General features: G+C 71.5%; 13 protein-coding genes. 2 read left to right on the forward strand and 11 right to left on the reverse strand.

The genetic code is table 11. The features are described 5' to 3' along the window. Nucleotides 1-42: 42 nt before the first annotated feature. Nucleotides 43-1,818, forward strand: coding sequence for a ShlB/FhaC/HecB family hemolysin secretion/activation protein (locus J5226_RS14265; RefSeq protein ID WP_255322792.1), 1,776 nt, complete (start codon nt 43-45; stop codon nt 1,816-1,818). Nucleotides 1,819-1,905: 87 nt separating this feature from the next. Here the strand turns inward: J5226_RS14265 and J5226_RS14270 are convergent, their stop codons facing one another. The 8 genes from J5226_RS14270 to J5226_RS14305 all read right to left on the reverse strand — a co-directional run bounded on the left by J5226_RS14270 (nt 1,906) and on the right by J5226_RS14305 (nt 13,846). Continuing rightward, nucleotides 1,906-3,777, reverse strand: a complete 1,872-nt coding sequence (locus J5226_RS14270; protein WP_215835138.1) for a DUF885 domain-containing protein — start codon at nt 3,775-3,777, stop codon at nt 1,906-1,908. A gap of 136 nt (nt 3,778-3,913) precedes the next feature. Then, nucleotides 3,914-6,922, reverse strand: coding sequence for a serine/threonine-protein kinase (locus J5226_RS14275; protein ID WP_215835139.1), 3,009 nt, complete (start codon nt 6,920-6,922; stop codon nt 3,914-3,916). Then, nucleotides 6,919-9,909, reverse strand: a complete 2,991-nt coding sequence (locus J5226_RS14280) for a serine/threonine-protein kinase (protein WP_215835140.1) — start codon at nt 9,907-9,909, stop codon at nt 6,919-6,921. Before J5226_RS14280 ends, J5226_RS14275 begins: the two co-directional genes overlap by 4 nt. Nucleotides 9,910-9,952: 43 nt before the next feature. Beyond that, a complete protein-coding gene (locus tag J5226_RS14285; RefSeq protein ID WP_215835141.1) occupies nt 9,953-10,615 on the reverse strand; it encodes an ECF-type sigma factor in 663 nt (220 codons plus the stop codon). A 366-nt stretch (nt 10,616-10,981) separates the two neighbouring features. Continuing rightward, nucleotides 10,982-11,968: a biotin-dependent carboxyltransferase family protein gene (locus J5226_RS14290; protein WP_215835142.1), complete on the reverse strand. Its 987-nt coding sequence runs from the start codon at nt 11,966-11,968 to the stop codon at nt 10,982-10,984. Continuing rightward, a complete protein-coding gene (gene pxpB / locus J5226_RS14295) occupies nt 11,965-12,780 on the reverse strand; it encodes a 5-oxoprolinase subunit PxpB (RefSeq protein ID WP_215835143.1) in 816 nt (271 codons plus the stop codon). The genes J5226_RS14290 and pxpB overlap by 4 nt, the downstream gene beginning before the upstream one ends. After that, the gene (locus tag J5226_RS14300; protein ID WP_215835144.1) at nt 12,777-13,187 is read right to left on the reverse strand and encodes an HIT family protein; all 411 of its coding nucleotides are present in this window, start codon (nt 13,185-13,187) and stop codon (nt 12,777-12,779) included. The genes pxpB and J5226_RS14300 overlap by 4 nt, the downstream gene beginning before the upstream one ends. Then, entirely contained in the window at nt 13,184-13,846 is a 663-nt protein-coding gene (locus J5226_RS14305; RefSeq protein ID WP_215835145.1) for a dienelactone hydrolase family protein, read from the reverse strand. Before J5226_RS14305 ends, J5226_RS14300 begins: the two co-directional genes overlap by 4 nt. A 185-nt stretch (nt 13,847-14,031) precedes the next feature. Between J5226_RS14305 and rimO the strand changes: the two genes are divergently transcribed. After that, the gene (gene rimO, locus J5226_RS14310) at nt 14,032-15,402 is read left to right on the forward strand and encodes a 30S ribosomal protein S12 methylthiotransferase RimO (RefSeq protein ID WP_215835146.1); all 1,371 of its coding nucleotides are present in this window, start codon (nt 14,032-14,034) and stop codon (nt 15,400-15,402) included. Between the two features lie 406 nt (nt 15,403-15,808). Here rimO and J5226_RS14315 read toward each other — a convergent pair whose 3' ends face one another. From J5226_RS14315 to J5226_RS14325, 3 genes are all read right to left on the reverse strand, one after another. Beyond that, complete coding sequence (locus J5226_RS14315) at nt 15,809-16,996, reverse strand: NAD(P)/FAD-dependent oxidoreductase (protein WP_215835147.1); 1,188 nt, start codon at nt 16,994-16,996, stop codon at nt 15,809-15,811. 1 nt (nt 16,997) lies between these two features. Then, complete coding sequence (locus tag J5226_RS14320; RefSeq protein WP_215835148.1) at nt 16,998-17,558, reverse strand: YaeQ family protein; 561 nt, start codon at nt 17,556-17,558, stop codon at nt 16,998-17,000. A 90-nt stretch (nt 17,559-17,648) separates the two neighbouring features. After that, nucleotides 17,649-18,860: a DUF418 domain-containing protein gene (locus J5226_RS14325; protein ID WP_215835149.1), complete on the reverse strand. Its 1,212-nt coding sequence runs from the start codon at nt 18,858-18,860 to the stop codon at nt 17,649-17,651. Between the last annotated feature and the right edge of the window lie 12 nt (nt 18,861-18,872).

The following is an 18,872-nucleotide window of genomic DNA, read 5'->3' on the forward strand; positions in this document are numbered from 1 at the left end:
GTTGCGACAGCATATGAACCAAGGGCTGGGCAGGAACGCGATTTGAAGACGTCCCGAAGCGATAAACCGCGCGGCGCCGGCGCGCGCGCGACGCTGTTGGCTTGCGCGCTCGCCGCCGTCGGCCAAAGCGCCGCCCAAACCGCCACCGCCCCCCAACCCATCATCGAACAACAACGCCAACAAGAACGCGAACGCGCCCTGCGCGAACAGAACGAGCGCAGCGTCGACGAGCGCTTGCCCACGCCGGCGGCGGCGCCGGCGGCGCGCATCGCGCAGGACGAGTCGCCGTGTTTCCGCATCGACCGGGTGGTGTTGACCGGCGAGCAGGCGCAGCGTTTCCAGTGGGCGGTGGCCGATCTGTCCGGCGCCGACGGCGAGGATTCGCCGATCGGCCGGTGCCTGGGCACGGCCGGCATCAACACCGTGCTCGAACGCGCGCAGCAGAACGTGATCGAACGCGGTTGGGTGACCACGCGCATCCTGGCCGCGCCGCAGGATCTGGCCTCCGGGCAGTTGACGCTGACGGTGATCCCGGGGCGCATCGCGGCGATCCGGCTCAAGGACGGTTCGGCCTCGCCGCTGCTCGGCGCGCGCGCCTTGCTCGCCACCGCGATCCCGGCCCGCCCCGGCGACCTGCTCAATCTGCGCGACATCGAGCAAGGCCTGGAAAACCTCAAGCGCGCCCCGACCGCCGACGCCGACATCCGCATCGAGCCGTCCGCGGCCGCCGACGCCAAGCCGGGCGACAGCGATCTGGTCGTGCAGTACGTGCAGCCCAAGCAATGGCGATTGACCCTGAGCGCCGACGACAGCGGCACCGACGCCACCGGGCGCAATCAGGGCGGGGTCACCGCGTCGCTGGACAATCCGTTCGGGCTCAACGATCTGCTCTACGTCAGCTACAACCATTCGCTGGCCAGCCCGCTGTTCCATGGCGCCGACAAGGGCACCGACAGCCGCACCGTGCATTACTCGCTGCCGTACGGTTACTGGGCGTTGGGCGCGACCGGTTCGCGCAGCGGCTATCACCAGAAGGTGGCCGGGCTCAGCCAGAGCTACGAGTATTCCGGCGAAAGCGACAACGCCGAACTGCGGCTCTCGCGCTTGCTGTATCGCGATCAGAAGCGCAAGACCGCGCTGGCGCTGCGCGCGTTCCGGCGCGCCTCGCACAACTTCGTCGACGACACCGAAATCCAGGTGCAGCGGCGCACGGTCGGCGGCTGGGAGCTGAGCCTCAACCACAAGGAGTTCGTCGGCAAGGCGACCTTGGAAGCGAATCTGTCCTATCGCCGCGGCACCGGCGCGTTCGGTTCCATCGCCGCGCCCGAGGAGCCGTTCGGCGAGGGCACCTCGCGCTTCAAGCTGATCGCGGCGGAATTGAATTTTTCGCTGCCGTTCAAGCTGCGCCTGGGCGCGAGCGAATACGGTCTGCGCTATGTCGGCCTGGCGCGCGGGCAGTGGAACCGTACACCGCTGACCGCGCAGGACCGCTTCGCCATCGGCGGGCGTTATTCGGTGCGCGGTTTCGACGGCGAAACCAGCCTGCTCGGCGACCGCGGCTGGCTGATCCGCAACGATCTGGGCTGGGCGCTGCCGCAAGGCGGGGCGGAGCTGTACCTGGGCGTGGACTACGGCCGGGTCGGCGGGCCGTCGGCGGCGGGATTGATCGGCAACGATCTGGCCGGCGCGGCGCTCGGCGTGCGCGGCGCGTGGAAGCGCTTGAACTACGACCTGTTCGCCGGCGCGCCGATTTCCAAGCCGCGCGGGTATCCCACCGCCGACGTGACCTTCGGTTTCAGCCTGTTGGCCGGGTTCTGACGCCGATAAAAAAGCGGGGCCGCGAACGGCCCCGTGTTCCAAGCGAAAGATCTCGCCAAATCGATTCGTGTCGCGATGCGTGCGCGCTTACTTCGCGCTTTTGGCCTCGCCGGACGGCGGCGCCGGCGGCGTGGTCGGCGCGCCCGCATCCGTCGGCGCGGCCGGCGCGGTGGTCGGCGCGCCGGCGGCCGGCGCGGTCCACAGCTTGGTCTCGGCCTTGCCGCCCATCATCTGCGCGCGCACCAGCGGGATCGGCGGGCCGCCGAAGCTCAGGAACTGGTCGTGGAAAGCCTTCCAGCCGGCGCGGCCGCCGTGGCCGGCGGTCCAGTCCTCGCGCAGTTGCATGATCATCAGCTTGCCCAGCGTGTAGTTGAGGTAAGCCGGATCGTAGGTGCCGCGCGCGGCTTGCTGGCGCGCGTTGCCCGGGTCCTGGAAGGCCTTGTCCTTGAACATCTGCTCGGACTGGGCCACGGTCATGCCGCCGGTGTGCAGGCCGATCGCCGAGAGGTAGCGCACATCGCGCAGCAGCGCGTTGGTGAGCTGGCCGATGTGGATTTCCGGGGTGGCGCCGTCGAGGCCGGCGTCGAACATCATCTCTTCGGTGTAGTGCGCCCAGCCTTCGGTGAAGGCGTAGCCGGTGAAGAGTTGGGCGAACTTCCACTGCGAGCGGTTGGCGTGCAGGAAGTGCAGGAAGTGGCCCGGCCAGACTTCGTGCGCGGAGGTGAACAGCAGGTCGGCCTTGCCCGGCACGTACGCGTCCTGCTCGGCCTTGGGCCACTTCGGATCGGGCGGGGCGATGTAGTAGACCGAGGGCAGGTTCTTCTCGTACGGCCCCGGAATTTCGATGTAGGCGAAGTTGCTGCGGTTGAACGGCGGCGCTTCTTCGACCTTGGCTTGCTCGGTGCCCGGGATCGAGACCAGATCCTTGTCGACCACGAACTGGCGCAGCCCGGCCAGCTGCGCGCGCGCGCCTTCGACCGCGCCGCCGACCGGCTTGTCGGCGCCGGCCTTGTCCACGCAAGCCTGCAGGCTCAGCCCCTTGGCGTAGGCCTCGCAGGCGCTCTTGAGCGCGGCGAGGTTGCGCGCGAGGTCGGCTTCGCCGGCGGCTTTGAGCTGATCCAGCGGCAGGTCCACGCCCTCGGTGGCCTTGAGCATGCGCGCGTACTTGTCCGCGCCCAGGGCGAAGTCCTGAGTCGCTTGCGGCTTCTGCTGGCTGAGGTAATCGGCCAGCCCCTGCATGGCTTCGATGGCCTTGGCGTTGGAGGCGGCGAAGCGCTTCTGCAGCGCTTCGTCCTTCACTTCGGCGAAGGCCTTGGGCACGTCGCTCTTGAAGAACGCGGCCATGCCGCCGAAGCCCATCACGCCCAGGTCGATGTAGGTCGCCGGCAGCGGGCCCTTGAGGTTGGCGCGGATCTGCTCGGCGGCCTTGGGCAGCGCTTCTTGGTAGCTGGCGAACGCGGCCATGCGCTGTTCCAGCGGCGCGTAGGGGCGGGTCAGGTACATGCTCGGCGAGACGTCGCCGAGATAGAACGCCGGGTTCTTGGTGGCGAAGCCGGAGTCTTCCAGCCAGAACAGCTGGCCGTCGATGGTCGCCAGCACGTAGTCGCGCTGGAAGCGCTGAGCGGCGTCGAGGCGGTCGTCGCCGAACGCGGCCACCGCGTCGCGCTGCTGGTGCAGCCACTGGATGTTGCGCTGCAGCGTCTCGGGCGCGTAATCCGGCAGCTTGCCGTCGAACTCGTGCTTGCCGGCGCTGGCGGCGGCGACCGGGTTGCGCTCGAAGTAGCCCTGCAGGAAGGCGTCGACCGCGGCGTTCCATTCCGCGCCGGCGGCCGGTTTGGCCGCGGCCGGGGCGGCGGCGTCGCCGGTGGCGGCGGGCGGGGCGGTTTCGGATTTGCAGCCGGCGGCGAGGGCGGCGGCGACACAGGCGGACAGGGACAGCAGACGCAGGCTACGGCGCATTGCGGGGGTCTCCGGGTGGCCAGGGCGGACGCCGCGGTCGCGGCGTCGGCGGAGCGTTACGGCCGACCATCCTGTGCGCTCGGGCGGCGCTTGCACAGTGACTTTCGACATGTGCGCGGCAGGCGGCGCGGCCGCGTCAGGGGCGCGCGCGGGCGCCGCAGCGGCGCAGCTCGCGGTCCAGGCGCTGGCGGTCGCCGTCGCTGAGCAACGCCGGCATCGCCGCCGGCAGCCGCCGCTGGCGCGCGGCGTCGCGGAACGTGCGCGCGGCGGCGATCAGCTCGGGCTGGTGGTCGCGCGTGCGTTCGGCCAAGCGCAGCGCCTGCTCCAGCGACGCGTCCGCATCGGCCGGGCGGCAGCGGGCGAAGGCGAGCAGGCCGCGGTACATCAGCGCCGCGACGGCGCGGCCGCTGCGCTGGTGCTGATCGGTCAGCGCCCCGTCGCCGCGGCCGTCGGCGGCGAGGAAGGCGCGCTCGCGCTCGAGCAACTCGGCGAAGCCGCGCCCGGCCTCGTCGTAGCGGCCGCGGCGGAAGTCGAGCTTGGCGCGCTGGAAGCGCAGGTAATCGAAGCGGTAGTTGTCGGGCGGGAACACCGCGGCGAGCTCGCGTTGCCACTCGTCCAGGCGCGAGCCCAGTTCCGGCAGCGCGGCGTCGTCGCCGTAGTCGGACAAGCCGTCGATCAGCAGGAAGCCCTCCAGGACGGTCGGCAGCCCCGCGCGGCGCCGGGCGTCGATGTTCCGGCGCAGCAGGGCGAAGCCTTCGGCGCGGTCGCGCCGCGCATCGGCGTCGGGGCGGCGGATCAGGTCCTGGGCCAGGTTGAAGGTCGCCGACAGCCGCATCTCGCTCTCCGCCGGCATGGTCTTTTCCAGCGTCGCCGCGCCCTCGCGCATCAGCGCGCGGCGTTCGCGGCCGTCGCGCGCGAGCCGCGACGCGGCGGTCGACAAGGCGCTGGCATAGGCGGGGTTGTCGGCGCCGTAGGCCGCGCGGATCGAGGCCAGCGCGCGGCCGAGGTCGTAGCTGGGCTGATCGGGCGAATCGAACACGTCGGCGCGGATCATCGCGTAGGCGGTCTTGGGGTGCGATGCGCCGAGCGAGGCGATGCGCCGGTGCACCAGTTCGGCCGCCAGCGCCGGCGCCTCGGCGGCGCCGCGCAATTGCACCGCGCGCATGTAGCGCTCCAGCGCGTCGTCGGCCAGCACCGGGTTGAGCGGCCGCGCCAGCCGCATCGCCCGGCGCGCGTCGGCTTCGGCGCCGGCCGCGCGCCACAGGCGGCGCTGGAATTCCGAGCGCAGGATCAGCGTCTGCGCCAGCAATTCCTCGTGGCTGCGGCCCAGGCGTTCGGCCTGCAGGACCAGATCGTCGCAGGTCGCCAGCGCTTGCGCGGTGCGGCCGAGGTTCCATTGCGCCTGCGCCAGTTCCGCGCCGAAGACGATGCGCGAGGCGCGCGCGGCCTCGTCGTCGCGTCCGTCGAGCGCGGCGATGCGTTCGCCGGCCAGGCGTTCGGCCTGGGCCGAGCGCGCTTGCAGATTGAGCATCGACAGGCGTGTGGCGGCGACGAAACCGTCGTCGTCTTCGCGGTCGCCCAAGACCCGTTCGGCTTCCCCGGCCAGTCCCTCGGCGCGGCGGTAGTCGCCGATCACCGCGTAGCCGCGCGCCAGCGTCGCCAGGCTGCGCGCGCGCAACCCGGGTTGGTCGGCCAGCGGCATCGCCCGCAGCTCGCGTTCGGTGCGTTCCAGCAGCGCGCGCGAAGAAAACGGCACGCTGCCCAGGCCCGATTGGGTCGCGCTGCCGAGAATGCTGGCGAACAAGCGGCCGACGTTCTGCGCGGCGCGCGCTTCGCGCAGCGCGCGCTGGTGCTGCCACAGCACCGCCGCGCCGCCGGCCAGCGCCACCGCGAACAGCGCGGCGATCATCCAGCCCGCCGCCGGATGCCGCCGCCGCCACTTGCGCGCACGTTCGCGCCAGCCGCCGCGGCGCACGCTCACCGGGCGGTGCTCGCGCCAGGCGCGCAGGTCGCGGGCGAATTCGGCGACGCTGGGATAGCGGTCCTGCGGCCGCGCCGCCACCGCCTTGAGCGCGACCGCCGACAGATCGCCGGCGAGGACGCGCTGCAACGCGGGCACGTCGTCGAGCCCGCGGCCGCGGGCGAGCGCGCCGTCGGCGCCTTCGAGCAGGCGTTCCATCGGCTCCGGCGCGCCGGCCGCGGCGATCGGCACCAGTTCGCGCAGGCTGTGCAAGCGCGTCGGCCATTGCCCGCACAGCAGCCGGTAGCTGAGCACGCCGAGCATGTAGAGATCGGTGGCCGGGCCGTGGGTGCCGTGCTGGCGCGCTTCCGGCGCGGCGTAGTCGGGCGTCACCGCCAGATGCGCGCTGGCGCCGTCCTCGCCGCCGAAGCGGGTGGAGATGCCGAAGTCGAGCAACTGCACCCGGCCTTCGGCGGTGACCAACAGGTTGGAGGGTTTGATATCGCGATGCAGCACGCCCTGCGCGTGGGCGTAGGCGAGCGCGTCGCAGGCTTGCAGCAGCAGGTCCACGCGCGCGCCGACGCTCAGCCGTCGGCGCTCGCACCACGCGTCGATGGGCTCGCCCTCGACCCGGCGCAGCGCGAACCACGGCCGTCCGTCCGCGTCGGTGCCGCCGGCGATGCCGGGATGGTCCAGGCGCGCGAGCAGGTTGCGTTCCTCGCGGAACGCCGCGGCCAGCTCCGGCGATTCCAGGCCGCTGCGGATGCATTTGATCGCCACGCGCTGCTGGAACTCGCCGTCGTCGCGGTGCGCCTCGTACACCGTGCCCATGCCGCCGCGGCCGAGAATGCGTTCGATCCGCCACGGCCCGAGCGCGCCGCCGACGCGCAGGTCGGCGCCGCCGTCTTCGTCGTCCTCGTCGCTTTCCGCGCCCTCGTCGCTTTTCGCGCCGTCGTTCGGCGCGGCGGCCGCGGCGCGCGGCTGGCGCTCGGCGACGATCTGCGCGGGCGAGCGGTCGAGCACGCCGGCGTCCTCGGCCGCGTCGGAGTCGAGCAGCGCGCGCAAGGCCGCGTGCAGCGGCGGATCGCTCGCCGCCAGCGCCGCCAGCCGGCGTTCGCGTTCCGGCGCCGGCAGGTCGGCGTAGTCGTCGAACAGGCGCAGGGCGCGGGCGAGCGCGTCGCTCACGCGCGCCGGCCCGCGGGCGCGGCCGCCGCGTGCGCCGCCGCGCCCGCGGGGCAGACGATCGGCGTGTCCTTGGCGTCGCCGCGCACGCCGGCCGGCCGCACGAACGGCGGCGAAGCCGGCAGCCGGCGGACGCGCAGCGCGCGTTCGAGCGTGGCGATCTCCTCGCCGCGGGCCTTGCGATCCACCTCGGTCATGGTTTCGCGCGTGCGCTGCGCGCGCTGCAGGAATTCAGCGGCGTCGGCGAAGCGGCAGGTTTCCAAGGCATACGTCGCGCGGTACAGCAGCGCCTGGATCCCGAACAAATCCAAGCGATAGCGCGGCAGCCCGGCCAAGGGCGGCGCGGCGGCGACGTCGGCCAGGATCCGCGCGAAGATCCGGTCCGCGTCCGCGCGGCGTCCCTGGCGATAGCGCACGATGCCTTGGTGCAGGCTCAGGTCCAGCAGTTCGAGATCGCCGGGCGAGTAATAGCTCGGCGCGGCGCGCAGCGCGGCGTCGAGCGCGGCGTCGGCGATCGGCAGCTGCGCGTCGCGGCCGCGCTCGGACAGGATCAGGCCCAGCGACAGCCGGTCGGCGAACGCGGGCATGCCGGCGCGCTCGCGTTCGACGATGTTCTGCTGGTGCACCCGCACGCCCTCGTCGAACCCCGGCGGCGCGGCCGGCGTGCGCCGGCCCATCAGCACCTTGGCCAGATTGCTGCGCGCGTTGAACAGCATCGCGCTGTGCGGGCGGGCGCGGGCGAGCGTGGCCACCGCTTCGCGCTGCATGCGCAGTTCCTCGTCGCCGTCGCGCGCCGCGGTCCAGGCCAGCCGCGACAGCGCCAGCGCATACACCGGATGGCCGCGGCCGTAGCCGGCTTCGATCTTGTCCAACGTCGCCAGCGCCGACTCGCGCGACACCAGCGGGAACTGGCTCAAGGCGACGAAGACTTCGGCCGCGCCGGTTTCCGGGTGGTCCGCGCCGAGGCCGCGGCGGCGCTCGTCGAGCAGGCGCTGGGCGTTGCCGGCGAAGTCGGGACTCAGGCGCATGCGCTGCACGTCGACCAGGCCTTCCAGCGCGTTGTCGGCGAGCCGGCGGTCGATCGGGCCGGCCAACGCGAGCGCGCGCTGGGCGTCGTCTTCCGCGCGCGCCAGCCGGCCCAGATCGCGGCGGAAGCCCGAGCGCAGGATCAGCGCGCGCGCGGCGATCGCGGCTTGGCCCGGGCCCAACGCCTGCGCGCGGCGGACCAGATCGTCGGCGCGCGCCAGCGCCGCGGCGGTGTCGCCCAGCGCCCATTGCGTGCGCGCCAGTTCCGCGCCGATGGCGATGCGCGCCGGCTCGAACGCGGGGCCTTCCTCGTCCAGTCGGCCCAGCCGCGCCTGTCCCATCGCCAGCGCTTCGCGGTGCCGGCCCTGGTAATTGAGCATCGCCATCTGCGTGCCGAACACGAAACCGTCTTCGTCGCGATCGCCGGCATCACCGGAGAGCCGGTGCGCTTCGTCGGCCAGCCGCGCGCCGTGGGTGTAATCGCCGATCTGGGCGAAGCCGTCGGCCAGCGTCGCCAGCGCGTGCGCGCGCAAGGCCGGTTGATCGGCCAGCGGCAGCGCGCGCAGTTCGCGCTCGGTGCGTTCGAGCAGCGCGCGCGAGGAAAAGCGCGCGCTGCCCAGGCCCGACAGCGTCGCCGTGCCGACGGTGGAGGCGAACAAGCGGCCGACCTGTCCGCCGGCTTCGGCTTCGCGCGCGGCTTGCCGGTGCTGCCACCACGCGCCGCCGGCGGCGGCGGCGGCGACCACGAACAGCGCCGCGCTCAAGCCGGCGGCCAAGGGATTGCGCCGCAGCCATTTGCGCGAACGCGACAGCCACGTGCCCGGACGCGCGCGCACCGGCCGGCCTTCGCGCCAGCGCCGCAACTCGTCGGCGAATTCGGCGACGCTGGCGTAGCGGTCCTGCGCGCGCGCGGCCACCGCTTTGAGCGCGATCGCCGACAGATCGCCGTGCAGCCGCCGCGCCAGCGCCTGCGCATCGGCGGCGCCGCGCAGATGCGCGGGCGCGTCGTCGGCGTCTTCCAGCAACTGCGCCATCGCCAGCGCGTCGCCGGAGTCGGCGCCGTGCAACAGCGGGCGCAGGCCGTGCAGCGGCGTCGGCCATTGCCCGCTGAGCAGGCGATAGGTCAGCACGCCCAGCGCGTACAGATCGGTGGCCGGGCCTTGCGCGCCGTGCAGGCGCGCTTCCGGCGCGGCGTATTGGGGCGTCAGCGCGGGCAGGTCGCCCTGGGCTTCGCGCAGCGGGCCGAGTTGGGCGGAAATGCCGAAGTCGAGCAATTGCGCGCGGCCGTCGGCGGCGACCAGCACATTCGACGGTTTGAGGTCGCGATGCAGCACGCCTTGCGCATGCGCGTAGGCGACCGCGTCGCAAACCTGCAGCAGCAAATCCACGCGCGCGGTGACGCCGAGCCGGCGCCGGTCGCACCACGCGTCGATGGGCTCGCCTTCGACGTAGCGCAGCGCGAACCAGGGCCGGCCGTCGCCGTCGACGCCGCCGTCGACCAGCGCGGCGATGCCGGGATGGTCGAGCCGCGCGAGCAGGTTGCGTTCCTCGCGCATCGCCGCGATCAGGCGCGGCGAATCGAGTTCGGCGCGCACGCATTTGAGCGCGATGCGTTGCTGGTATTGGCCGTCGTCGCGATGCGCCTCGTACACCGCGCCCATGCCGCCGCGGCCGATCAGGCGGTCGATGCGCCACGCGCCCAGGCGCGCGCCGACGCGCAGATCGGCGCACGGCGGCGCGGGCGCCGGTTCGGCGCGCGCATGCCGCTCGGCGAGAATCCGCGCGGGCGAGCGGTCGAGCACGCCGGCGTCGGGCTGGGCGTCGGCGTCGAGCAGCGCGCGCAGCGCGGCGTGCAGATCGGGGTCGGTGTCGGCCCACTGCGCGAGACGGCGTTCGCGTTCGGCGGGCGGCAGCTCGACGAGTTCGTCGAACAACTGCAGGGCGCGGGCGGAAATGGCGGTCATGCGCGCAAGCTCGCGCGGCGGGGACGGCGGCGCGGGCGCGCGCTCAGGCGGCGTCGTCCTCGCCGTCCAGCTCCGGCCCGCCGCGCAAGTGCGCGGCGAGGAACGCGCGCGCCTTGCGCCAGTCGCGGCGGATGGTTCGGTCGGTCAGCCCCAGCACTTCGCCGATCTCGATATCGCTCATGCCGGCGAAGTAGCGCATCTCCACCAGTTGGGTGAGCCGCGGCTCGACCGCGCTGAGCGCTTCCAGCGCGCGGTCGATGGTCAGCAACTGATCCAGGTCCGGATCGTAGGAGGGTTCGTAATGCGGATCGGCGCGGTCGGCGAGGTAGCTTTCCTCGTACTTGAGCCGCTTGAGCCGGCGCACTTCGTCGAGCAGCGCGTAGCGCATCGCTTGCGACAGCACCGCGAGCAGGTGCTGGCGGTTGTTGAGGGTCAGCTTGTCCTGATTCAAGCGCAGCCAGGTGCGGTTGATCAGCGAGGTCGCCGAGCGCTTGCTGCCGCGGCGCCAGCGCCGGCGGATCTGCAGCGAAGCGGCTTCGTGCAGGTCTTTGTAGAGCAGGGTGTAGACGCGGTCCCAAGCGCCGGGCTGGCCGCTTTGGGCCGCGACGATGAGTTGGGTGACCGAGTCCAGCGTCGCTTGCGGAAACTCGAATTCGTCCGTTGCCGGTGGAGCGGTGGTATCGCGCGAGGGGCCTTCTTGAGTCATGTCCGGTTTAATTTCGGCTGGACGATGGGATTCTCGTTAGCACCGACTTCGCGGTTGGCGGTCGAGTCCGCAAAGAAATACGCCAATCGTGTGGATTTGTCGATAACGGTTTATCCGAAAAATTGAGACGGCGATATTGCTTATCGTCATGTGGTAAGGATGCAATTGCCGGTTGGCATTTTTCTGGTGCTGCTATTTCGAAATTCCGCACATCGAAGCCACGCAGCGGCATGCACGCAGCGGCATTCTTATTGATTCGATACGCAAAAAATCCGCATCGGTTTCGATAGCGGAGTCGGCGGAGTTTCGATTGTTCGCGATAAACCGCGTTCGGCTTCGCCGTCGTCGGCGCGCGCGCGAGCGGCTTCAAGCCGCGCCGACGCGGTCGGCGATGGCCCAGCGCAAGCGCGCCAGTTCGGCCGCGGCCGCGACGCGCGCGGCGCGCGCCTCGTTTTCGTCGCAGGCGCGGAAGTACAACTTCGTATTGGGCCGGGCCTGCGCCAGCCGCGGCAGGTCGGCGGCGATGACGTGGCCCAGGCGCGGGTAGCCGCCGACGGTTTGCGCGTCGGCGAGCAGCACGATCGGACCGCCGTCGGCGGGCAGCTGGATGGTGCCCGGCGCGACCGGTTCGGACACGCGGCCGCCGGCCGCGGTGCCGGCATCGAGCGCGTCGCCGCTCAAGCGCAGGCCCTGGCGGTTGCTGGCCGCCTCGACCTTCCAGCCGCTGTCGCCGAAGCGCAGCGCGGTCTCGCTCAGGGCGGGAGCGCGGGTCGGTACGTAGCGGATCGGCGCGTGCGGGTCTTCGCCGAAGTCCGGATCGATCCACCAACCCGGTGCGCGCGGCGCGTCGATGCGTTCGGCGCGGCGCGGTCCCAGCGGCACGCGGTCGCCGGCGCGCAGCGCGCGGCCGTCCAGTCCGCCGAAGCCGCCGCGCAGGTCGGTGCCGCGGCTGCCCAGCACCGGCGCCACCGCGAGGCCGCCGGCCACCGCCAGCCACGCGCGCACGCCGGAGCGCATGCCGCCGATGGACAAGGTGCCGGCCGGCAGATCGAGCGGGCGCGCGGCGGGCAGCGGTTGGCCGTCGAAGCGCAGCTCGCAGGCCGCGCCGAGCAGCGCCACCCGCGCCGGCGCGCGCAGGCGCAGGGTCGGCCCGTGCAGGGCCAGTTCCAGCACCGCGGCGGCGGGCGGATTGCCGACCAGGGCGTTGGCGAGGATCGCGCAGCGCGGGTCGAGCGCACCGCCGCGGCCGACGCCGAGGTGGCGCCAGCCGTCGCGGCCGAGGTCTTGCACGCAGCTCAGCGCGCCGGGCGCGAGCACGTCGATCCAGTCGTCCTGGCGCGGCGCGGACGTCATCGGGCCGGGGTCCGGGCCGCGTCGGCAACGGTTCCGGCGCCGCGCGGCGCGGGCGTTGCGGGGTTCGGCGCGCCGGCTTGGCGCGCCGCGGCTTCGGGCGAGCCCGCTTCGAGCGCATGAAACTCGTCGGCGCCGATGGGACGCAAGCGCACCCGGTCGCCGGGCTGCAACAGGCTCGGGGTGTCGCGCGCGGCATCGAACAGGCGCAGCGGCGTGCGTCCGAGCAAGCGCCAGCCGCCCGGACCGGGGCGCGGATAGATGCCGGTCTGGGCGCCGCCGATGGCGACGCTGCCGGCGGCGACCTGGGTGCGCGGCGTCGCCAGCCGCGGCAGCGCCAGCGCCGGTTCCAGCCCGGACAGATACGGAAACCCCGGCGCGAAGCCGATCATCGCCACGCGGTAATCGCCGCCGCTGTGGCGTTCGATCAGTTGCGGCGGCGACAGGCCCAGTTCGTGCGCGGCGGCGTCGAGGTCGGGGCCGAACTCGCCGCCGTACGCGACCGGGATCTCGACCGTGCGCGCGGCGCCGCCGCGCGCGTCGTCGTCCGCCGATTCGTTGCAATGCCGCAGCAGCCACGCGCGCACCGCCTCGGCTTCGACCGCGTGCGGATCGAAGAACACCGCCAGACTGGCGTAAGCCGGAACCAGATCGCGCAGCCACGCCGGCGCCTGCGCGCGCACCCGCGCGGCCAGCGCGTGCACGCGCGCGTTGAGCGCGTCGTCGATGCGCTCGCCCAGGCGCAGCAGCCACGCATCGTCGGCCAGCGCTTCGAATTCCACCGTCGCCACGGCCGGCGTCGCGCGCGCGCTCACCGCGCCAGCGCGTCCTGCAGCACGCGCAGGCGCTCCACCAGCGCTTCGGGCGAATACGGTTGCGCGGTGGCCATGCCCCACACCGGCCGCGGCCAGGCGATGTCCTCGCGATAACGGGCGATCACGTGCACGTGCAACTGCGGCACCAGATTGCCGAGCGCGGCGACGTTGAGCTTGTGCGGCTTGAACGCGGCCTGCAGCGCGCGGCTGACGGCGGCGATTTCGCGGGTCAGCGCGAGCTGCTGCGCTTCGTCGAGATCGATCAACTCGACCGCGCCGTCCACGCGCGGCACCAGGATCAGCCAGGGATGGTTGGCGTCGTCCATCAACCGCAGCTCGCACAAATCGAATTGCGCGACCGGATGGGTGTCGTCGGCCAGTTGCGGGTGCAGGTGCCAGGGATTCATTTCAGCGCGTCCGCGAGGAAGTCCAGGGTCCGCGTCCACGCCAGCGCGGCGCTGGCGGGATCGTACTGATCGCCGAGGTCGCGGTTGAAGGCGTGGTCGGCGTCGTAGGTGTGGATCGGCGCGTTCGGCAGCGCTGCGCGGTGGCGCTCGATCGCCTCGGCCGGAATGCTGGCGTCGCGGGTGCCGAAGTGGAACATCATCGGCGCGCGCAGCGGCTCGCCGAGGAAGGGCAGGGTGCGCGCGCCGTAGTAGCTCACCGCCGGCACGCCGTGGCGGGTGTTGGCCAGGAACGCCAGCGTGCCGCCCCAGCAGAAGCCGACCGCGCCGGTGCGCAGGCCTTCGCTTTGCAGCAGATGGACGGCGGCGCCGGCGATGTCGCTGGCGCGGTCGAAGCCGACCGCGTTGCGCAGCTCGACGCCGCGCGCATGGGCGCTTGGGTCGTAGGGCAGTTCGACGTCGCGCTCGACCGGGTCGAACACCGACGGGGCCAGGGCCGCGTAGCCGGCCTCGGCGAAGCGCTCGGTCACCGCGCGGATGTGCGGATTGACGCCGAAGATCTCCTGCAGGACCACCACGCCGCCGCGCGGCACCCCGCTGGGGTCGGCGCGCCAGGCCCGGACGGGGCCGGCGGGGGTGTCCAGATCGATCCAATGAGCCATGGGGGCAAGCTCCTTGTGGGGGAATGTGCGCGAACGGATCCGATTCGCGGGCAGTTTAGCCCCGCAGGCTATAATCCGCGCCCCCGAGCGCCTTTCGCGCCCTTATCGCACCGCCGCACGCCCGGGCGCGCCATCGCCGCCCGCCGCGTTCGTTCAGGTCCATTCACGTCAGGTTTCCCGCCAGCATGTCCGCCAGCGCCCCGCTCAATCCCAAAGTCGGTTTCGTCAGCCTGGGCTGTCCCAAGGCCTTGGTCGATTCCGAACGCATCCTCACCCAGCTGCGGGTCGAGGGCTACGACATCGTCCAGAGCTACGACGACGCCGACGTGGTGGTGGTCAACACCTGCGGCTTCATCGATTCGGCCGTGACCGAGTCGCTGGACGCGATCGGCGAGGCCATCGCCGAGAACGGCAAGGTCATCGTCACCGGCTGCCTGGGCAAGCGTTCGGAACTGATCCGCGAAGCGCACCCGGACGTGCTGTCGATCAGCGGCCCGCAGGACTACGGCAGCGTGATGAGCGCGGTGCACTCGGTGCTGCCGCCCAAGCACGATCCCTTCGTCGATCTGGTCCCGCGCCGCGACGACGGCATCGGCGTCAAGCTCACGCCGAAGCACTACGCATATCTGAAGATTTCCGAAGGCTGCAATCACCGCTGCAGCTTCTGCATCATCCCCTCGATGCGCGGCGATCTGGTCTCGCGCCCGGTCGACGACGTGCTGCGCGAAGCCGAAAAACTCGCGATGGGCGGGGTCAAGGAACTGCTGGTGATCTCGCAGGACACCTCGGCCTACGGCGTGGACGTGAAGTACGCCGAGCGCCAGTGGCGCGGCAAGGCCTATCAGACCCGGATGAAGGCGCTGTGCGAAGGCCTGAGCGAGCTCGGCATCTGGACCCGCCTGCACTACGTGTACCCGTATCCGCACGTCGACGACATTATTCCGCTGATGGCGGAGAACGGCGCCAACGGCATGCCCAAGCTGCTGCCGTACCTCGACATCCCGTTCCAGCACGCCAGCCCGCGCGTGCTCAAGCTGATGAAGCGCCCGGGCGCGGTCGACAAGACCCTCGAGCGCATCCAACGCTGGCGCTCGATCGCACCGGACATCGCGATCCGCAGCACCTTCATCGTCGGCTTCCCCGGCGAGACCGAGGCCGAGTTCGAGGAACTGCTGGACTTCCTCGACGAAGCCCAGCTCGACCGCGTCGGCGCGTTCGCCTATTCGCCGGTGGACGGCGCCCAGGCCAACGACCTGCCCGACCCGGTGGACGAAGAGGTCAAGCAAGAGCGTCTGGCGCGCTTCATGGAGCGGCAGGCGGAGATCTCCGCGGCCAAGCTCGAAGCCAAGGTCGGAAGCCGGCAGCGTTGTCTGGTCGACGCCATCGACGGCGAACTGGCGATCGCGCGCTCGATGGCCGACGCGCCGGAGATCGACGGCCTGGTGCAGATCCAGAACGGCGAGAGCGCCGGTTTGCGCGTGGGGCAGTTCGTGGATGTCGAGATCATGGGCAGCGACGAACACGATTTGTTCGGCGAGGCGGTCGAGAACGATTGAGCCGGCGCGCGCCGTCGGCTGCCGGCGCGACTCGCCTGGAGCGTGTGTAGGAGCGGCGTAAGCCGCGATCGCGCCGTATCCGCTCGCGCCGAAAGTTTCGTCGTAGCTGCGTTGCCGCGGTCGCGGCTCGCGCCGCTCCTACAGTCGTACTACGAAACCAGCCGAAGCCCCTGTAGGAGCGGCGCAAGCCGCGATCGCGCCGTATCCGCTCGCGCCGAAAGTCTCGTCGTAGCTGCGTTGCCGCGGTCGCGGCTCGCGCCGCTCCTACAGTCGTACTACGAAACCAGCCGAAGCCCCTGTAGGAGCGGCGCAAGCCGCGACCGCGCCGTAGCCGCTCGCGCCGAAAGTTGCGTCGTAGCTGCGTTGCCGCGGTCGCGGCTTACGCCGCTCCTACAAGCGCTTCGGGTCAGACCGACAGTCCGGCGGCGTTGCCGGAGGCCCATGCCCACTGGAAGTTGTAGCCGCCGAGCCAGCCGGTCACGTCGAGCACTTCGCCAATGAAGTACAGGCCCGGCACGAGCTTGGATTGCATCGTGCTCGAGGACACGCCGTCGGTGTTCACCCCGCCCAAAGTGACCTCGGCGGTGCGGTAGCCTTCGGTCCCGCTCGCGACCAACGGCCACGACGACAGCGTCGCAGCCAGCTGCTTCAATTCCGGCAGGTTGTATTGCTTGACCGGCTTGTTGTGCAGCCAGTGCTCGCACAGACGTTGCGCGAAGCGCTTGGGCATCGCGTCGCCGAGCACGGTCTTGAGCTCCGCGGCGGGGCGCTCGCGCTGCTGTTGCTGCAGCCAGTCCAGTGCGTCGTGGCCGGGCAGCAGGTCCAGGCGCAGGTTGTCGCCGGGTTGCCAGTACGAGGAAATCTGCAGGATCGACGGGCCGCTGACGCCGCGGTGGGTGATCAGCAGTTGATTGCTGAACTCGCGACCGTTGCAACTCGCCGTCACCGGCAGCGACACGCCGCTGAGATCGGCCAGACGCTCTTGATGCTTGCCGCTCAGCGTCAGCGGCACCAAGCCGGCGCGCGTGGGCAGCAGTTCGTGGCCGAAGCGCTTGGCGACTTCGTAGCCGAAACCCGTCGCGCCCATGCTCGGAATCGACAGGCCGCCGCTGGCGATCACCAGCGACGGCGCGGCGAAGGCGCCGCGCGCGGTGTGCAGGCGGAAGTCGCCGTCGCCTTCGGCGTGGGCGATGCGTTCGATCGAACAGCCGGTCTCGATGCGCACGCCGGCGGCTTCGCATTCCTCCACCAGCATCTTCACGATCAGCTTGGACGAGATGTCGCAGAACAGCTGCCCGAGTTCCTTCTCGTGATAGGCGATGCGGTGTTTCTCGACCAGCGCGATGAAATCCCACGGCGTGTAGCGCGCCAGCGCGGATTTGCAGAAGTGCGGGTTGGCCGAAAGATAGTTCGCCGGCGTCGCGCCGGTGTTGGTGAAATTGCAGCGGCCGCCGCCGGACATCAGGATTTTCTTGCCGACCTTGTTGGCGTGCTCGATCAGCAGCACGCGCCGGCCGCGGCGGCCGGCGGTCAGCGCGCACATCAGGCCGGCGGCGCCGCCGCCGACGATCAGCGCGTCGAAACGCTCGGCCATCTCAGGCCGCCCGCGCGGCCGATTCCAGGCGCAGGCGCGGAGTCAGGCTGAGGCTGTCGCGGTCGCTGGTGAGCGTCACTTCGCCGTCCTGGATCTGGCAATCCAGGCGGAAGCTGCGCTCGACCATCGCCGCCATCGCCTCGACCGAGGCGCTGTCGATATCGATCACGCTGAGGTTCTTCAGCCGCTGCAGCGCGTTGGCGTTCTTGTCCCACCAGAGGTCGGCCGCGTTGCCGCCGTAGTTGACCACCACCACCTGACGCGAACGCCCGCAGGCCTTGCGGATGCGCGATTCGTCGGGCTGGCCGACGTCGATCCACAGTTCGATGTCGCCGGTGTAATCGCGCAGCGCGATCTCGGGCTCCTCGCCCTCGGCGCTGAGCCCGGGGCCGAACTCCAGCCGCTCGTGCGCGTTCAGGGCGAAGGCGAGCGTGCGCACCATCAGCCGCTGCGGCGTTTCCGAAGGATGCTGGGCCAGGGTCAGCGGATGGTTGGCGTAGTAGTGCCGGTCCATATCGCTGATTTGCAGTTCGATCTTGACGATGGTGGCGTTGGTCGCCATGGGCGGAGCCTGCGGGAAAACAGCGCGCATTCTACCCGCGCGGGCCGGCGCGGGCTTGGATCGGGCCGGTTCGGATCGAGCCGGTGCGGATCAGGCCGCGGCCGGCGCGGGCTCGGGCGCGCGCCGCAACGGCAGCGCGCGGCGGTAGGTCAGGCAGCGCCACAGCCATTCCAGCGGGCCGTAGCGGAAGCGGCGCAGCCACCAGTGGCTCAGCGCCGTCTGCGCGGCGAAGATCGGGGCGAACGCGGCCAGCGCGCCGTACAGGCCGTAGCGCGGGCCCAGGCCCAGGCCGATCCCGTAGAACAGCGCCAGCCCGAACGCGGTCTGGGCCAGATAGTTGGTCAGCGCCATGCGGCCCACCGGCGCCAGCCATGCCAGCCCGCGCCGCGCGCGCGGGTGCTGGAACAGCAACACGAACGCAGCCACATAGCCCAGGCCGAGCGAGAGATAAGCCAGATTGCGCAGCAGCCGGCTCAATGCGCGCGCCGCGCCGCCGTGCAGGCCGAACAGCTCAGGGCCGAGGCCGCCGAAATCGCGAAACAGGAAATACGCCGCGAGGATCAGCCCCGGCGGCAGCGTCCACGCCAGCAGCCGGCGCCATGCGCGCAGATGCTGTTGCGGTCGCTGCAGCCAGCCGGCGCGGCCCAGCGCCATGCCCAGCAACAGCCGGCCGAGGGTGAAGAACGGCAGACTCCAGGCGGTGGCGTGGACCCACAGGTCGTAGCCGCGGTTGCCGGCCAGCATCGCCGGCCACGACGGCGACTCGAACGCGGTGCGCGCGGCTGCGGCGGCTTGCGCCGCGGGCGCGAACTGCGCGGTCCACGGTTTCATCCACGGCTGCAGCAAGGCGCTGGCGAACACGGCGATCACCACGCCGAGCGCGGCCAGCGCCAGCGGTCGCCAACGCGCCAGCGGCAGCAGCAACAGGCCGAGCACGGCGTAGTAGCGCAGGATGTCGCCGTACCAGAACGCCGCGTGCAGCAGGCCGAAGCCGAGCAGCAGGCACAACCGCCAAGCGTAGCGGCGCTTGGCCTGCGCGCTGTGGCCGGCGCGTTCGAGCTGCAGCGCGAAGCCGACCCCGAACAGTAGCGCGAACACGGTCATCGCCTTGGCGTCGAGCAAGGCGGCCAGTGCCATCCGCAGCCAGCGCTCGCCGACGGGCGCGGCGGCTTCGTCGAGCAGGGCGTAGAGGCTGAAATCGCGCAGGTTCGACAACAGCACGCCGGCCAGGGCGAAGCCGCGCAGCGCGTCGATGAGGTCCAGGCGTTGTTCGGCGGGCGAGGCGGGCGCGGTCGGCGTCATGATCGGCGTGGG

The sequence above is a fragment of the Lysobacter sp. K5869 genome (assembly GCF_018847975.1).
Lineage (GTDB): Bacteria > Pseudomonadota > Gammaproteobacteria > Xanthomonadales > Xanthomonadaceae > Lysobacter.

Coding starts and splice junctions, on each gene's coding strand:
- J5226_RS14285 (WP_215835141.1), bottom strand. CDS start 10,615: ATGACTCAAGAAGGCCCCTCGCGCGATACCACCGCTCCACCGGCAACG.
- rimO (WP_215835146.1), top strand. CDS start 14,032: ATGTCCGCCAGCGCCCCGCTCAATCCCAAAGTCGGTTTCGTCAGCCTG.
- J5226_RS14325 (WP_215835149.1), bottom strand. CDS start 18,860: ATGACGCCGACCGCGCCCGCCTCGCCCGCCGAACAACGCCTGGACCTC.
- J5226_RS14300 (WP_215835144.1), bottom strand. CDS start 13,187: ATGAATCCCTGGCACCTGCACCCGCAACTGGCCGACGACACCCATCCG.
- J5226_RS14270 (WP_215835138.1), bottom strand. CDS start 3,777: ATGCGCCGTAGCCTGCGTCTGCTGTCCCTGTCCGCCTGTGTCGCCGCC.
- J5226_RS14290 (WP_215835142.1), bottom strand. CDS start 11,968: ATGACGTCCGCGCCGCGCCAGGACGACTGGATCGACGTGCTCGCGCCC.
- J5226_RS14320 (WP_215835148.1), bottom strand. CDS start 17,558: ATGGCGACCAACGCCACCATCGTCAAGATCGAACTGCAAATCAGCGAT.
- J5226_RS14280 (WP_215835140.1), bottom strand. CDS start 9,909: ATGACCGCCATTTCCGCCCGCGCCCTGCAGTTGTTCGACGAACTCGTC.
- J5226_RS14305 (WP_215835145.1), bottom strand. CDS start 13,846: ATGGCTCATTGGATCGATCTGGACACCCCCGCCGGCCCCGTCCGGGCC.
- J5226_RS14315 (WP_215835147.1), bottom strand. CDS start 16,996: ATGGCCGAGCGTTTCGACGCGCTGATCGTCGGCGGCGGCGCCGCCGGC.